Source organism: Nonomuraea sp. NPDC003560, assembly GCF_042878785.1.
Taxonomy (GTDB): domain Bacteria; phylum Actinomycetota; class Actinomycetes; order Streptosporangiales; family Streptosporangiaceae; genus Nonomuraea.
This window is the reverse complement of sequence record NZ_JBIAOF010000010.1, coordinates 69957-83543: the sequence shown is the minus strand read 5'-3', so window position 1 is coordinate 83543 and position 13587 is coordinate 69957. Positions and strand designations below refer to the sequence as shown.

Annotated in this window: 16 protein-coding genes; 12 read left to right on the top strand and 4 right to left on the bottom strand. The window is 72.3% G+C overall.

Going from position 1 to position 13587, the window contains the following annotated elements; genetic code table 11:
* Nucleotides 1-52 precede the first annotated feature (52 nt).
* The 4 genes from ACFYUV_RS33970 (at nt 53) to ACFYUV_RS33955 (ending at nt 3601) form a co-directional block, all read left to right on the top strand.
* Nucleotides 53-1036 (top strand): helix-turn-helix domain-containing protein, encoded by a 984-nt coding sequence (locus ACFYUV_RS33970; RefSeq protein ID WP_387675798.1) that lies wholly within the window; start codon nt 53-55, stop codon nt 1034-1036.
* Nucleotides 1037-1384: 348 nt separating this feature from the next.
* Nucleotides 1385-1774: a RidA family protein gene (locus ACFYUV_RS33965; protein WP_387675795.1), complete on the top strand. Its 390-nt coding sequence runs from the start codon at nt 1385-1387 to the stop codon at nt 1772-1774.
* Nucleotides 1771-2391, top strand: coding sequence for a DsbA family protein (locus ACFYUV_RS33960; RefSeq protein WP_387675792.1), 621 nt, complete (start codon nt 1771-1773; stop codon nt 2389-2391). Before ACFYUV_RS33965 ends, ACFYUV_RS33960 begins: the two co-directional genes overlap by 4 nt.
* 79 nt (nt 2392-2470) lie before the next feature.
* Complete coding sequence (locus ACFYUV_RS33955; protein WP_387675789.1) at nt 2471-3601, top strand: tRNA-dihydrouridine synthase; 1131 nt, start codon at nt 2471-2473, stop codon at nt 3599-3601.
* 36 nt (nt 3602-3637) lie between these two features.
* Here ACFYUV_RS33955 and ACFYUV_RS33950 read toward each other — a convergent pair whose 3' ends face one another.
* Entirely contained in the window at nt 3638-4276 is a 639-nt protein-coding gene (locus ACFYUV_RS33950) for a CGNR zinc finger domain-containing protein (RefSeq protein WP_387675786.1), read from the bottom strand.
* A 71-nt stretch (nt 4277-4347) separates the two neighbouring features.
* Between ACFYUV_RS33950 and ACFYUV_RS33945 the strand changes: the two genes are divergently transcribed.
* From ACFYUV_RS33945 to ACFYUV_RS33925, 5 genes are all read left to right on the top strand, one after another.
* Entirely contained in the window at nt 4348-5097 is a 750-nt protein-coding gene (locus ACFYUV_RS33945; protein ID WP_387675783.1) for a metallophosphoesterase, read from the top strand.
* Nucleotides 5094-5711, top strand: a complete 618-nt coding sequence (locus ACFYUV_RS33940; RefSeq protein WP_387675780.1) for a LysE family translocator — start codon at nt 5094-5096, stop codon at nt 5709-5711. The genes ACFYUV_RS33945 and ACFYUV_RS33940 overlap by 4 nt, the downstream gene beginning before the upstream one ends.
* Nucleotides 5712-6502: 791 nt before the next feature.
* Nucleotides 6503-7411, top strand: a complete 909-nt coding sequence (locus ACFYUV_RS33935) for a phosphotransferase (RefSeq protein ID WP_387675777.1) — start codon at nt 6503-6505, stop codon at nt 7409-7411.
* Between the two features lie 811 nt (nt 7412-8222).
* Nucleotides 8223-8654 carry a GNAT family N-acetyltransferase gene (locus ACFYUV_RS33930; RefSeq protein WP_387676616.1) on the top strand — a complete coding sequence of 144 codons (432 nt, stop codon included), beginning with the start codon at nt 8223-8225 and terminating at the stop codon, nt 8652-8654.
* A 52-nt stretch (nt 8655-8706) separates the two neighbouring features.
* The gene (locus ACFYUV_RS33925) at nt 8707-8925 is read left to right on the top strand and encodes a cold-shock protein (protein WP_387675774.1); all 219 of its coding nucleotides are present in this window, start codon (nt 8707-8709) and stop codon (nt 8923-8925) included.
* Nucleotides 8926-9120: 195 nt separating this feature from the next.
* Here the strand turns inward: ACFYUV_RS33925 and ACFYUV_RS33920 are convergent, their stop codons facing one another.
* Both ACFYUV_RS33920 and ACFYUV_RS33915 read right to left on the bottom strand, forming a co-directional pair.
* On the bottom strand, nt 9121-9477 hold the full coding sequence (locus tag ACFYUV_RS33920) for a DUF4440 domain-containing protein (protein ID WP_387675771.1): 357 nt from the start codon (nt 9475-9477) through the stop codon (nt 9121-9123).
* A complete protein-coding gene (locus tag ACFYUV_RS33915) occupies nt 9474-10319 on the bottom strand; it encodes an SDR family oxidoreductase (protein WP_387675769.1) in 846 nt (281 codons plus the stop codon). The genes ACFYUV_RS33920 and ACFYUV_RS33915 overlap by 4 nt, the downstream gene beginning before the upstream one ends.
* A 71-nt stretch (nt 10320-10390) precedes the next feature.
* Between ACFYUV_RS33915 and ACFYUV_RS33910 the strand changes: the two genes are divergently transcribed.
* Complete coding sequence (locus tag ACFYUV_RS33910; protein ID WP_387675766.1) at nt 10391-11395, top strand: AraC family transcriptional regulator; 1005 nt, start codon at nt 10391-10393, stop codon at nt 11393-11395.
* 146 nt (nt 11396-11541) lie between these two features.
* On the opposite strand, the gene ACFYUV_RS33905 is transcribed toward ACFYUV_RS33910, so the two are convergent.
* Nucleotides 11542-12192: a TetR/AcrR family transcriptional regulator gene (locus ACFYUV_RS33905; RefSeq protein WP_387675763.1), complete on the bottom strand. Its 651-nt coding sequence runs from the start codon at nt 12190-12192 to the stop codon at nt 11542-11544.
* Between ACFYUV_RS33905 and ACFYUV_RS33900 the strand changes: the two genes are divergently transcribed.
* Together ACFYUV_RS33900 and ACFYUV_RS33895 are read left to right on the top strand one after the other, a co-directional pair.
* Entirely contained in the window at nt 12142-12660 is a 519-nt protein-coding gene (locus ACFYUV_RS33900) for a dihydrofolate reductase family protein (protein WP_387675759.1), read from the top strand. The two genes, ACFYUV_RS33905 and ACFYUV_RS33900, sit on opposite strands and share 51 nt — an antisense overlap.
* 42 nt (nt 12661-12702) lie before the next feature.
* A complete protein-coding gene (locus ACFYUV_RS33895; protein WP_387675756.1) occupies nt 12703-13548 on the top strand; it encodes an alpha/beta fold hydrolase in 846 nt (281 codons plus the stop codon).
* Nucleotides 13549-13587 lie beyond the last annotated feature (39 nt).

Sequence of the window (13587 nt, the reverse complement as noted above, 5' to 3'; positions counted from 1 at the left end):
CTGCATGACAGGATTTGCCCGGCCACGTCAAACCGGACGTGAAGGGATCCTCATGAGCGACGACGACCTGCTCGCGCACCTGCGCCGCCTCGGGATGGCAGCGCAGGAGGCCGAGGTCTACCTGGCCATGCTGCACACCGGCCGGACCACCGCCGCGGACCTGGCCGAGCATCTGGGCTGGCAGCCCGGCGAGGCCGAGCGCTCCCTCGGCCGCCTGGTCGACCTGGGCCTGGCCGCCGCCGGCGGCCCCGGACGGCCGGAGGCCACGGCCGTGGAGCCCACCATCGCGCTGGATCACCTGTCCCACGCCAGGTCGGCGGAACTTCTGCAGGCGCGCACCGCGGCGGTCAACGCCTACCGTCACTACCGGCGTTCGGTGCGCCCCCAGGCCACCGACGATCTCGTCGAGGTGGTGACCGGGCCGCGCATCGTCGAGCGGATCCAGCACATCGAGGGCACGGTGGAGTCGCAGGTGCTGCGCTTCGACTCGCCGCCGTACCACGTCCGCGTGGGGGCCAATCCCACCGAGGTGCACAACCTGGAGCGGGGTGTGGAGTACCGGGTCGTCTACTCCAAGTCCGCGGTGGAGAACGGCCTCTACTACGCCGTCAACATCCGGCCCTGCATCGCGGCGGGCGAGCATGCACGGGTGCTGCCGACCGTCCCGGTCAAGCTCACCGTCTTCGACCGGCGGGTGGCGATCGTCTCGATGTCGTTCGTCGAGGCGGAGGTCAACGACTCGCTGCTGGTGGTGCGTCCCTCCAGCCTGCTGTCGGCGCTGGCCGGGCTCTTCGAGACCTCGTGGCGCTCGGCGTTCCCGATGCATCTGAGCGACCGCGTCCCGGCCGCGTTGCGGCCGATGCACGTACGGATCCTGGAACTGCTCGGGACCGGGATCACCGACGACACCATCGCGCAGCTGCTGGGCATCAGCCGCCGCACCCTGTCCCGCAACCTGGAGCAGCTCAACCAGCGCGCCGGCACCGTCACCCGCTTCCAGCTCGCCCTGTACGCGGCCCGCCAGGGCTGGATCTGACCCGCCCGCCGAACACAATCCTGCACCGAGCACCTCCAGGTCGCCCAGGCGCGAGCAGGGCGGGCATTGAGGGCCTGCGTTGCGGTTCAGGTCAGGGGTCGGAAGAAGGTTCGGAGCTGGCCTGCCAGGTAGTCCGGTTCCTCGTGGGCCATGAAGTGTCCGCCGCGGCCGGGGCGGGCGAAATGCCGACCCGCGGCGACCACCTCGACGACCACGCTGACGGCCACTCCCGCGCGGGCCGTACCCCGCGTCCCGGTGAGGCTTCCGCCCCTCAGGACTTGACAAGAATATACATGTACATGCAACATCTACTTGCACATACAAAGTATGCACATACAAGGAGATGTCATGAAGCGTGAGCGCGTGAGCACCACCCCCGACTGGTACGAGCCCTATGCGATCTCGCAGGCGATCAAGGTGAACGGGTTGGTGTTCGCCTCCGGCCAGGCCGGCTTCGACGAGAACGGCGTCACCGTCAGCGACGACTTCGAGGCCCAGGCCCGGCAGGCGTTCGCCAACCTCGACCGGGTGCTGAAGGCAGCGGGATCCAGCCTCGCCGACGCGGTCAAGGTGACCATCCTCGTCACCGACCTGGAGCCCAACCTGGCCACCATCATCAGGCTGCGCAGGGAGTTCTTCGCGGAGCCCTACCCCGCCGACACCCTGATCCAGGTCTCCCGGCTGGCCCAGGCCGACTGGCAGATCGAGATCGACGCGACCGCGGTGGCGCGTTCATGAGGATCCAGATCTGGTCCGACTACGTCTGCCCGTTCTGCCTGCTGGCCAAGGGGCCGATCCAGGAGGCCGTCGCCGGACGTGACGTCGAGGTCGAGTGGATGCCGTTCGAACTGCGCCCCGAACCCGTTCCGACGCTGGAGCCCGAGGGCGCCTACCTCCAGGACATCTGGAAGCGGACGATCTACCCGATGGCGGAGCGGATGGGCGTCGACATCCACCTGCCGGACGTCTCGCCCCAGCCGTACACACGGCTGGCCTTCGAGGGCTACCAGTACGCCAGGGAGCACGGTGACGCCGAGTCCTACAACGACCGGCTGCTGCGGGCGTTCTTCGAGGACGGCCTCGACATCGGCGACCTGGACGTGCTCACGGACCTGGCCGCCGGGCTGGGCCTCGACGCGGCGGAGTTCCGCGCCGCCCTCCTCGACGGCCGCTACGGCGAGACGCACCAGGCCGCGCTCCGGCAGGCGCACGAACTGCGGATCCGCTCGGTCCCGACGATCATCATCGACGGCGCCCACCGGATCGAGGGCGTCCCTCGGGCCGGCGCGCTCCGCGAGGTCCTCGACAAGCTCGCGGAGCCCGTGCAGACCTCATGCGGCGTGGCGGGCTGCTGAGGGAGGGGGGAACGCGCACGCCTCCGCGCCGCCGTGCGCGTTCCGCAACAGACCTTCGACCCATCAAGGGAGTACATCCATGACGAACCACCACACGCTGCGGCCCGTCCGGGTCGGCGGTCTCGACCTGCCCAACCGGTTCGCCGTCGCGCCGATGACCCGGGTGTCCGCCGCCCCCGACGGCACGCCGACCCGCGAGATGGCCGAATACTACGAGCGGTACGCGGAGGGCGGATTCGGGCTGGTGATCACGGAAGGCACCTATACCGACACCGCCAACAGTCAGGGTTACCTCAATCAGCCGGGCATCGTCTCCGCCACGCACGTGTCGGCCTGGCGTGAGATCACCGGCAAGGTGCGGGCCGCCGGGAGCCGTATCGTGCTCCAGCTCATGCACGCCGGCGCGCTGTCGCAGGGAAATCCGTATCGCGCCGGCACGGTCGGGCCGTCCGCCGTGCGGCCGCGTGCGGAGATGTTGCGCGAGTACGGTGGGTCCGGAAGCTGGCCCACGCCCCGGGAGATGACCGGCGCCGACATCGAGGCGGCGATCGGCGGCTTCGTGGCCTCGGCCGTCCGGGCTCGGGAGGCCGGCTTCGACGGGGTCGAGCTTCATGGAGCCAACGGCTACCTGCTGGACCAGTTCCTCACCGACTACACCAACCGCCGCGCCGACTCCTACGGCGGCCCGGTCGCGAACCGGATCCGGCTGACGGCCGAGGTGGTGGCCGCGATCCGGGCCGAGCTAGGCGCCGACTTCTGCCTCGGCGTGCGGCTGTCGCAGGGCAAGGTCAACGACTTCGGCCACCGCTGGCCTGGCGGCGCGGCCGACGCCCGGATCATCTTCGCCGCGCTGGCGGCGGCGGGTGCCACGTACCTGCACATCGCCAGCGAGGGACGCGACTGGATCGAGACCGCCCGGCTGGACGGCGGTGTCACGATCACGAGTCTGGCTCGCCAGGTGAGCGGTCTTCCGGTCATCGCCAACGGCGGCATGCACGATCTCTCGCAGGCGGCCCAGGTTCTGTCCGGCGGCCATGCCGACCTGCTGTCCATCGGCCGGGGCGCGCTGGCCAACCCCGATCTCCCCCGTCGCGTGTCGCGGAGCCTGCCGCTGGAGACGTACGACCGTCGCATCCTGGAACCCATGGCGACGCTGAGGAACGCGCGGCAGCGGCTCCAGGGCATGCGCCGCGTGCGTCATCCCGCCTAGGATCGCCGCTGTGCCGCCCGGTTTGTCCCGCAGCGGTCAGGGCCCGGCCACCTCTTGGGCGGTCGTGGCGTTGTGGCGCTGGTAGTGGCGCGCGGCCCGGGCGCGGTTGCCGCATGACGGCTTGCACCACTCCTGCCGCCCGTGGCTCTTGACGAAGTAGCGTACGCAGCGCGGCGCGTTGCAGGCCCGCAACTGCTCACGCTGCGGACCGCTCAGGAACTCGATGGCGGCCCGCGCCAGCGCCGCGATCAACTGGACGCCCGCATCGCGCTCGGTCGACAACACTTCCGTACGGGGTGTTCCGCTCGCGGGCCAGTCGAGTTGCGGGACGATCGCCTCACGGGCGGCAGCCGCGTTGAGGTGCGCCAGCGCCTGCTCGACCGGCATCAGCCGGTGGGCGTCGGCCCGGCTCGGAGGCGCCGGGCTGACCGCATGCGCGAACAGCGCCCGCACGGCCCGGCGGAGCCCGACGATCTCGCTCCTGAGCTCCTCCCCCACCGTGAGCTCTGCGACGTCGGCGCGGCCGGCCAGCAGCTCGGCCTGCTGATGGATCCAGCGGGTCGTGCTCTGCGCCGTCGCCAGGTCGTCGGCGACACCGCCGTCGCCGTCGTGGCGGATCGTGCTCGCCAGTTCCAGTGCCGGCCAGCGCTCCACTCCAACCTCCCGGTTGCTCACGTCCTCTTCCGTACTCTATGGTCCCTAACGCTAAATCCCATTTAACCATTAGACAGCTTGGGGATCGCACGATGACGTTGCTCCTGGCCCAGATCAGCGACCTGCACCTGGACGGCACCGACCGGGCGACCCGGCGCGCCACCCAGGTCATGGACCACCTCAGGGCGCTGCCCCGCCCGGTCGACGCCCTGCTGGTCACCGGTGACATCGCCGATCACGGCGCGGAGGCCGAGTACGAGCAGGCCGCCCAGCTCCTGGCCGCCCCCTTCCCGGTGCTCACCTGCCCCGGCAACCACGACGTCCGCCCGGCCTACCGCAAGGCGCTGCTGCGACGGCCACCCGCGCCCGGCCCCGTCAACCAGGTGCACCACGTCGGCGGCACCGCCATCCTGATGTGCGACTCCACCATTCCCGGGCGCGACGAGGGCCGGCTCGACACCGAAACCCTCGCCTGGATGCACGCCACCCTCGACGGGCTCGCCCCGGACACGCCCGCGCTGATCGCCTTCCATCAGCCGCCCGTCGTCCTTCACCACCCGTTGCCCGACTCCGGGCGGCTGGAGGCGCCCGGCGACCTGGCCGCGCTGCTCGACGCGCATCCGCAGGTCGTCGCCGTGCTCACCGGCCACGCTCACACCGCGGCCGCTTCCACCTTCGCCGGTCGTCCCTTGATCGTCGCGCCGGCCGTCACCTGGACCCTGCGCCTGCCGTGGGAGGGCGACCGGCCCGCCGACCGCGACCAACCGCCCGGCCTCGCCTTCCACGTCCTGGACGACGACCACCGCCTCACCACCCACTTCCGCGTCGTGCTCCAGGCATGACCCACACGTACGCGGTCGCCGCGTTCCTCCTGGCGATCCTGCCCGTCATCGCCACTCCGGGCGCCAGCCTGGCCCTGCTCGTCCAGCACGTCACGGCCGGTGGTCACCGGCAGGCCCTCCCGATCATCCTCGGCACGGTCAGCGGCCTGTACGCCCACGCGACCCTGGCCATCGCCGGGCTGTCGGCCCTGGTCATGCACTCCAGCCAGGCCTTCACCGTCGTCAAGCTCCTCGGGGCGGCCTACCTCATCGGCCTCGGCCTGTGGACCTGGCGTTCCACCACCCTGCCCCCGCCTCCCGAGCTCACGGATCGGCCGAGACGTCCCGGCTCCGTCTACACCCAGGCCCTGCTGGCGAACGTGCTCAACCCCAAGGCGGCCTCCATCTACCTGACCCTGGTCCCCCAGTTCATCGTGCCCGGACGTCCTCTCGACGGGCAGATCCTCACCCTGGCCACCGCCCACGCCCTGCTGATGGCGGTGTGGCTGCTGACCTGGACGGTCCTGGTTCGCCGAGGGGCGCACATCCTGCACAGGGCCCGCTTCAGGCGCGCAGTCGCCAGGGTGACGGCGGTGGTGCTCGTCGTCCTCGGCGTCCGGGCCGCCACGACGTAGGCGCTGTCACGGTCGGCGGCGTCAGCGCTCCCGGGGGGCGCGCGGCCGGCTGCCGGCCGGTCCGCCGGCACGTACGTGGTCCGGCGGCGGAACGTCAGCCGCTCGTCACGCGGAGGTGGCGTCGAGCGTTCGCAGGAAGTCCTGGAGCGCGCCGATGAAACCCGCCGGGCCTGGCTGCCCACCGGCTCGTACAGCCGCTCGGAGCCGCCGCCCTGCCACTGGTCCACCCCGCACGACACCGGCGGGGATGGGGCGGGCCGCGGCGACGTGCGCGGGGTTGTCGTGTGGACAGTGGCGGCCAGGCCCTACGCCGACACCGACACCAGCACCGGCACCGGCAACAAACCGAATGCGCCGAACCGGCCGGGTGGTGTTGCATACCAACGTGACCGGCCGACCCTCGCACTTCTCCATCAGCAGTCGACCGCACGCGGGTGCCGACGCAACGCCGGCCGCCCACGGGACGTACCTTGCAACCGCGTCCCCACCGACGACCCCCGCCATTTCGGCCCCTTCACGCTGCCGCGCCCTCCTGGGCAGGCCGACGCGCTCACGCCCACCCTCACCGCGGCCGGCCGCCGGCTCAGCGGCGACGGCTCCAGCACGGCGCTGCTTCGGGTTGATCCGGACGTGAGCGCTCTCCTTGACCGGCCCATGACGGCCCGGGACGACCATGGCCTCGGGGCCGCCATGCCCGGCCGCGCCGGGCTGGTCACGACGTAGAGGACGCTCGGCCAGGCCACGGGCCTGCCCCGCACACATCGACTCCAGCAGGGAGAGGCACCGAACACGTGAAGGACACCGAGATCCCCCGGGCGGTGGCCGCGGCCGTCGACACGGCCGCCGAGTACGGCCTGGGCGCCGACGACGCCGCTGTGCTGCACAACTCGAACCGGATCGCCGTCCGGCTGCGGCCCTGCGGCATCCTCGCCCGGGTCGCGCCCCTCGCGCACCGCCCCGACTTCGAGGTCGAGCTCGTCCGGCGCCTCGCCGGGACCGGCAGCCCGGTGGCGGGGCTCGATCCGAGGGCCGAGCCGCGCGTCCATCTCCGTGACGGCTTCGCCGTCACCCTCTGGACCTACTACGAGCCCACCGCCGCACCCGAGGACCACCCGCCCGCCGCCTACGCCGACGCCCTGGCCCGGCTGCACGCCGGCCTGCGCCGCATCAACCTCGCCGCCCCGCACTCCACCGCACCCCACACCGGCCTGCGCCGCGTTGACCACGCCGCACCGCACTTCACCGACCGCGTCGCCGATGCCCTCCGGGTGGTCGAGGACCTTGCCGTCAGCCCGGACCTCGGCGCCGCGGAACGCGCCCTGCTGACCGACACCCTCCACGGAATCAGCCGCGCGATCCTGGACCGCGGCCCGCGGCAACAGCTCCTGCACGGCGAACCGCACCCCGGCAACCTGCTCGCCACCGCGGACGGACCGCTCTTCATCGACCTGGAGACCGCCTGCCGCGGCCCCGTCGAGTTCGACCTCGCCCATGCTCCGGAGGACGTCGCCGCGCACTACCCAGACGCCGACCCCGGGCTGCTCGCCGACTGCCGGATCCTCAGCCTCGCCCTCGCGGTCTCCTGGCGTTGGGACCGCGACGACCAGCTCCCCGACGGGCGCAGAAGGGGCCGGGAATGGCTCGCCCAGCTGCGGGCCGACCTCGACCGCCGCGAGCACGCCCCCGGTGGCGGCCACTGAGCGGCGGCTCCGCCGTCCCGCGGCCTGTTTTCCCACGGATGCCGTCGGAGGGCGTGCCCGCCTACAGCGGCAAGCTGCTGGTCCCGGAACTGGACGAGCCGCTGGAGGTGCGGTTCTGGACCACCTGCCCCGAGGTCGCGATCCGCGCGGTCGCGACGGCCCGCCGTGGCACCGCCGAGTGCGGCCGCTCCGGCGATGACGCGCTCAAGGACGTGACCGCTTTCAACCAGTGGGGATGGCGTGATCACCCGGAAGATCCCGAGCCGGTCGGGGCATGCTTCGCGGGCGAGGAACAACGGGACAGCAATCAGCGCTACGGGCTGTTCGAGCCAGAGCAGCCGCCGCGGGCCCATGGGCGGGGTGCTCTGGCGCAGATCCGGCAGCCAGGGCCGGGACGGCAGGAGGTCGTGGGTGAGCCGGGTCCACGTGGCGAGGTGGTCGCGCCAGGCCAGGTTCCCGCGTTCGGGCGGTGCGGGCACGGCGCTGTCGGCCATGACGGTCAGCAGTTCGTCCTTGTTGCCGACGTACCGGTAGAGCGCCATCGGAGCGACGCCCACCTGGGCGGCGACGTTGCTCATGGAGACGGCGGCCAGCCCCTCGGTGTCGGCGATCTCGATGGCGGCCATCGTGATCGTGGCCAGGTCCAGGCGCGGCCTCGGGCCTCTGCGCGTGATGGGGTCGCGGCCCCACATCCGCGCCACGACGGGCGGCAGCTCTTCGTCGCCGTCGCCGGGGCGCCCTGGTGGGCTCCCTGACGGGATGCCTCGACAGTGCGAGGTTCCCCGGCGAGGGCGAGCGCATGGAGCAGGCGATGCGGACCTACCGGCTGGTCCTCCGTCCCAGGCCCGCGGCCTTCTTCGCGCGCAGTCCGGCCGATCTGGCGTTGGCCGCGATCCGCAGGCAGCCTGGCGCCGGCGAGTTCGCCGACGACAGGTGGCTCGCGCACCTGCACATCAACGTGGCACCCGAGGCGCGAGGGACCGGCGCCGCCGACGGGCTGATGAGCCGGTGGCTCGACCGGCTCAGGAAGGCCGGATCTCCGGGCTGCCGCCTGCAGACCCTGGTCGAGAACACCCGGGCGGTGCGGTTCTTCGAGCGCACGGGCTTCGCCGAGCACGGCCCGGCACCACTGGTGCCCGGCCTCCGCGACGACGGCCGACGAGTCCACCAACGGACGACGGTCTGGAGCGCCGGCCGCGCCGCCGAGGAGGCCGGAACGCGGACGTCCGCCGAGCGCCCATGATCCCGGGCTAAACCCAGTGGCCGTTCCAGAGGTGGACAGCGAGAATACGATCATGACTAGAGGCACGGTGAAGTTCTTCCTGCCCGAGAAGGGGTGGGGAGCGATCTCCTCCCCCGACCTTCCGGCAGATCGTGATGCGTTTGTGCACTTCAGCGATATCTCGGCGAGTGGGTATCGCGTTCTGGAGGCCGGTGACGAGGTCGAATTCGACTGCGTCCAACGGTCCCAGGACAGCTTCGACTACGTGGCCGAGAACGTCCGCGTGCTGTAGCGGAGGACAAGATGAGACGGCCGGCGCCGGCGGCAGCCGCACCTTCATGACGACGGCGGCATAGGCAACATTGGGCGGCAGCCAGGCAGGCCGCCGTGGCGCTCTGCCGTCCATCGCATCGGGATCGTGCTCGTCGCGAACGACAAGGACCACGTCACCACCGACCCCGCCGCCGAGTCCGTGACCATCGACCTCTCACGGGAGCCAGGTCTCGTGCAGGTGCAACCACGTGGCGGACTGGAGGACCGCGGTGGACTGCCGGGTCCGGCCCGGCTGGACCTCCTGGTAGGTGGCCGCCACGAGCGCGCCGTCGGAGGCGATGATCCGTACGTCGCGGATCTCGATGGTCAGCTCCGGCGCCCTGCCGTGGAGTGCCTCGACCTCGGCGAGGACCTGGTCGCGGGTGAGCGTCCGGCCGTCGGGGGTGATGAGCGTGAAGCCGGGGGCGTGGGCGTCGGCGAAGCGGGCGAACTCCTCCTGCGCGGCGGCGCCGGTCAGCCAGCGTTCGATGACCTCGTGGTGACGGACGATCTCCGCCTCGACGCCGTTCACCGGTTCGCCCAGGGCTGGGCGGCGATCCAGGCGCGTAGCGGCGTCAGCCGGAGGCCCAGCAGCTCGGCCGCCGCGGGATCGGGCGCGAACAGGTCGCGGTCGGCGGCGGCCCAGCGGTAGGTGGCAGCCACCGCGGCGGCCGTCGGCGCGCCCAGCGCCATCGTCAGGCCCGACGCGAACTCGGCCGGATCCTGCGCGGCGTAACGGGCGCCGAAGGCGGCCGCCAGCTCGTCGCCGGTCACCACGTCGGGCCCGCCGAGCCTCAGCACGGCTCCCTCCAGATCGTCACGCACGAGCGCGGCGTGCGTGGCGGCGGCCAGGTCGTCGTGCGAGAGCCAGGGCACCGGCAGGTCGGCGGGCAGCGGGTAGCGCAGCACGCCCTCGGCCGCCAGCGGCCCCGTCACCCACGGCGCGGCCAGGTTGTCCAGGTAGACCGGCGGGCACAGCACCACGACGGGCAGTCCGGCCGACCGCAGCGTCCGCACGGCCCAGCGGCGTGTCTCGAAGGCCGCCACCTGCGTGGCGGCCTCGGGCAGCCGGTTGGCGGTGTTGAACACCAGCCGCCGCACCCCGGCCGCCAGCGCGGCGTCGCGCACATGATGGACGTGGGCGGCCACCGTGTCCGGCTCGTAGACCATGGGCAGCGTCACCGAGGCGTGCGTCACCCCGGCGAAGGCCGCCTTCACCGCCTCGGCGTCGCCGAGGTCGCCGGCGACCGGCTCCACTCCGTGCGGCACGCGGCCGCTCCTGGTCAGGCCGCGCACCGTGTGGCCCTCGGCGACGAGCCGCCGCGCGACCGCGCCGCCCTGGGCGCCTGCCGCGCCGATCACAAGAAAGGTCATGCCGGACAGCCTCCACCGAGTCGGCGATACGCTCTATAAAGCGAAATATCGGTTTATTTAAGGATCGTCCGGTGGATGGTGACCTGCTGAGCGCCCTGCTGGCCCCGCTGCGGCTGGAGGGTGTCTTCCACAGCCGCTGGCAGGCCGGGGCGCCCTGGGGCGTCGCGGGCGAGGCCGAGGACTGCGCGCTGCTGCACTATGTGCACGAGGGCACATGTGCCGTCGAGTTGCCCGGCGCCGAGCCCGTCCTGCTGCGCGCCGGGGACCTGGCCGTCTTCCCGCACGGCAGCGCCCACCGGCTGGGCGACCGGCCGGGGCGTCCCGCCGTGCCGCTCGCGGCTGTGCTGCCCGAGCGGCCGCAGGGCGGCGTGCGCACCGTCGAGCTGGGCGGGCCCGGCGAGCGGACCGTCCTGCTCTGCGGCGGGCTCCACTACGACCGGGCCGCCGGCTCGCCGATCTACCGGGCGCTGCCACCCGTCCTGGTGCTCGACCGGGCCACGCTGGAAGGTCACGGGCTGCTCGGCGGCACCCTCGGACGGCTGGCCGGCGAATGGGACCTGGCCGAACCCGGCGCGACGCTGGTCGCCCTGCGCGCCTTCGAGCTGGTCTTCGTGCTGGCGTTGCGGGCCGCGGTGGGTGAGATGGCCGAGGGCTCGCCGGTCCTGCGGGCGTTGCGTCACCCGGCGATCGGGGCGGCGCTGCACGCCGTACAGACGAGGTTCGCCGAGCCCTGGACGGTGGAGTCACTGGCGGCCCAGGCCGGGATGTCGCGCTCGGCGTTCGCGGCGACCTTCCGCGAACTGGTCGGCGAGGCGCCGATCCGGCACCTGACCGCCCGCCGCATGCAGGAAGCCGCACGCCTGCTGAGCGAGACCGCGCTCCCCCACAGCCGGATCGGCGAACGCGTCGGCTACCACTCGACGGTCGGCTTCCACCTGGCCTTCCGCCAGCAGTACGGGACCACCCCCGGCGACTACCGCCGCCGCTGGACGCAGGACACCGCACCCGGGACAGCAGACGTGACGCGGAACCCGCCCGGACCCCCGCCCCGGAAGCAGCGTCCGCCGACCCGGTGACGGCAACCGGACGCGGCCGACCCCTGCTGACCAACCACCCGGTAAGCCGCGGAGGACGTCGATGTCGCCCCACCGCCCTCGCCGGACGACCTTGCTCCGCCGTACATCGCCCCTGGCGGAGTTTCGCCGGCGGACCTGACACAGCACTACTCGGCGTCTGGTCGCAGGCCCTTTTCGATGAGGTCGATCAGGTCGTGCACGGCTGGATCGGCGAGTTCGTCGGGGAGTCCGCGCAGGGGGCCGTCGATGAGCAGGACCGCCAGGCCGTGGACGCATGACCAGACCAGGAACTCGGCTCCTGGACGGCGTTCGGGGGACATCAGGCCGCAGGAGACCAGGTCGTCCAGGGCGGCACCGAGCAGCTGGAACGGGGTCAGGCCGCCTGGTCCGGCGGAGGCGGGGACCTGGGCCCGGGTCATGTCGTCGGGGACGTAGAAGGTGACGCGGAACAGGCCGGGTTCGGTGCGGGCGAAGCGCAGGTAGCCGGTGCCGACGGCGCGGAAGCGGGCCAGGGCGGTCCGGGCCGGGTCGCCGGTCGGATCGAGGGCGGCGAGGTCCTCCTCCATGGCGTGGGCGAGTTCGGCCATGGCTCGGAGTGAGACCGCCTGCACCAGGGCGTCGCGGTTGGGGAAGTGCCGGTAGGCGGCGTTGGGGGCGACCCCGGCCTGCCGGGTGACCTCGCGCAGGGTGATCGCGTCCGGGCCTCCGGCGCGGGCCAGTTCGGTGCCCACCTCCACGAGCGCCTGATGCAGGTTGCCGTGGCGGTAGGTGTCGCGGGTGGGTCTGCCGGGGCGCACTTCCCGTACCTGAGCGAGGAGATGGGCGCGGCGGTGGGCGGCATGTACGCCGAGGCCGACACGCTGCTGATGGGCCGGGTCACCTACGAGGCGTTCGCCGCGGTGTGGCCGCACCAGAACGGGGAGATGGCCGAGGCGATCAACGGCATCACCAAGGTCGTGGCCTCCACGACCCTGACCCAGGTCACCTGGAACAACTCCACCTTGATCGAAGGGGACCCGATCGCGGCGGTCAAGGAACTCAAGGACCAGCCCGGCGGCACGATCACGCTGCCGGGCAGCATCAGCCTGGTCCGCGCCCTGCTCGCAGCCGGTCTGCTGGACGAACTGCGGCTCCTGGTCCACCCACTGGTCGTCGGCACCGGCATGCGCCTGTTCCCTGAGGGCACCCCGCCGGTCCCGCTGGAGCTGACCCGGTCGGCCACCTTCGCCAACGGCGTCCTCGACCTGACCTACCGGCCTGCCTGATCCCCCTTTGATTCACCCTCACCGACCGAGAACGGAACCCTCATGAACGACGTCCAGATCAAGGCCGAGACCAGGACGCTCCAGGTGCCCGGTGCGCGTCTGCACTACGAGGTGCGGGGGTCCGGGCCGCTTCTGCTGATGATCCCCGGCGCACCCGCCGACGCCGGGGCGCCGGCCGGACTGGCAGCCATGCTGGCCGACCGCTACACCGTGGTCACCTACGACCAGCGCGGCCTGTCCCGCAGCCCCCTCACCGGGCCACCCGCCGACACCGACGTCACGGTCTTCGCCGCCGACGCCTCCCGGCTGCTGGCCGTCCTGACCGACGAACCCGCCTACGTGCTGGGCAACAGCGGCGGCGCGCTCACCGCCCTGGAACTGGCGGCCCGCCACCCCGAGCAGGTGCGCGCGCTCGTCGTGCACGAGCCGCCGCTCCCGGAACTGCTGCCCGACCACGACCGGTGGCGGGCGGCGTTCCAGGACGTGCACGACACCTACCGCGACCACGGCGCCGGCGCGGCGATGGGCAAGTTCATCGCCACCGTCGACGGGCCGGACGCCCCGCCGCCGGCCATGCCCGACCCTTCCCGGATGCCGCCCGAAGCGCTGGAGATGATGGGCCGCATCCAGGGCAACCTCGACTACTTCCTGGGCCACGTCCTGCTGCCCGTGCTGCGCTTCGAGCCGGACGTCGCCGCGCTGCGCTCCGCTTCCGTGCCGATCTTCGTCGGGGTCGGGGCCGCCTCCGGCGACGGCGTCCCCGCCCTGTCGGCCAAGGCGCTGGCCGACCGGCTCGGCACTGTGCCGCTGGTGTTCCCCGGCGACCATCAGGGCCTGGCGATGGACCCTCTCACCAGCGCCGACATCGTCCGCAGGGCCCTGGCCTGACCCTCATCAGCAGAAACGGAGCTGAACCGATGCTGCTGG

What these genes read in the sequence shown, in the direction of transcription:
- ACFYUV_RS33895 (WP_387675756.1), top strand. Translation starts at nt 12,703, where the DNA reads ATGAACGACGTCCAGATCAAGGCCGAGACCAGGACGCTCCAGGTGCCC.
- ACFYUV_RS33900 (WP_387675759.1), top strand. Translation starts at nt 12,142, where the DNA reads ATGCAGGTTGCCGTGGCGGTAGGTGTCGCGGGTGGGTCTGCCGGGGCG.
- ACFYUV_RS33955 (WP_387675789.1), top strand. Translation starts at nt 2,471, where the DNA reads ATGACGAACCACCACACGCTGCGGCCCGTCCGGGTCGGCGGTCTCGAC.
- ACFYUV_RS33915 (WP_387675769.1), bottom strand. Translation starts at nt 10,319, where the DNA reads ATGACCTTTCTTGTGATCGGCGCGGCAGGCGCCCAGGGCGGCGCGGTC.
- ACFYUV_RS33970 (WP_387675798.1), top strand. Translation starts at nt 53, where the DNA reads ATGAGCGACGACGACCTGCTCGCGCACCTGCGCCGCCTCGGGATGGCA.
- ACFYUV_RS33930 (WP_387676616.1), top strand. Translation starts at nt 8,223, where the DNA reads ATGCGGACCTACCGGCTGGTCCTCCGTCCCAGGCCCGCGGCCTTCTTC.
- ACFYUV_RS33945 (WP_387675783.1), top strand. Translation starts at nt 4,348, where the DNA reads ATGACGTTGCTCCTGGCCCAGATCAGCGACCTGCACCTGGACGGCACC.
- ACFYUV_RS33960 (WP_387675792.1), top strand. Translation starts at nt 1,771, where the DNA reads ATGAGGATCCAGATCTGGTCCGACTACGTCTGCCCGTTCTGCCTGCTG.
- ACFYUV_RS33940 (WP_387675780.1), top strand. Translation starts at nt 5,094, where the DNA reads ATGACCCACACGTACGCGGTCGCCGCGTTCCTCCTGGCGATCCTGCCC.
- ACFYUV_RS33925 (WP_387675774.1), top strand. Translation starts at nt 8,707, where the DNA reads ATGACTAGAGGCACGGTGAAGTTCTTCCTGCCCGAGAAGGGGTGGGGA.
- ACFYUV_RS33965 (WP_387675795.1), top strand. Translation starts at nt 1,385, where the DNA reads ATGAAGCGTGAGCGCGTGAGCACCACCCCCGACTGGTACGAGCCCTAT.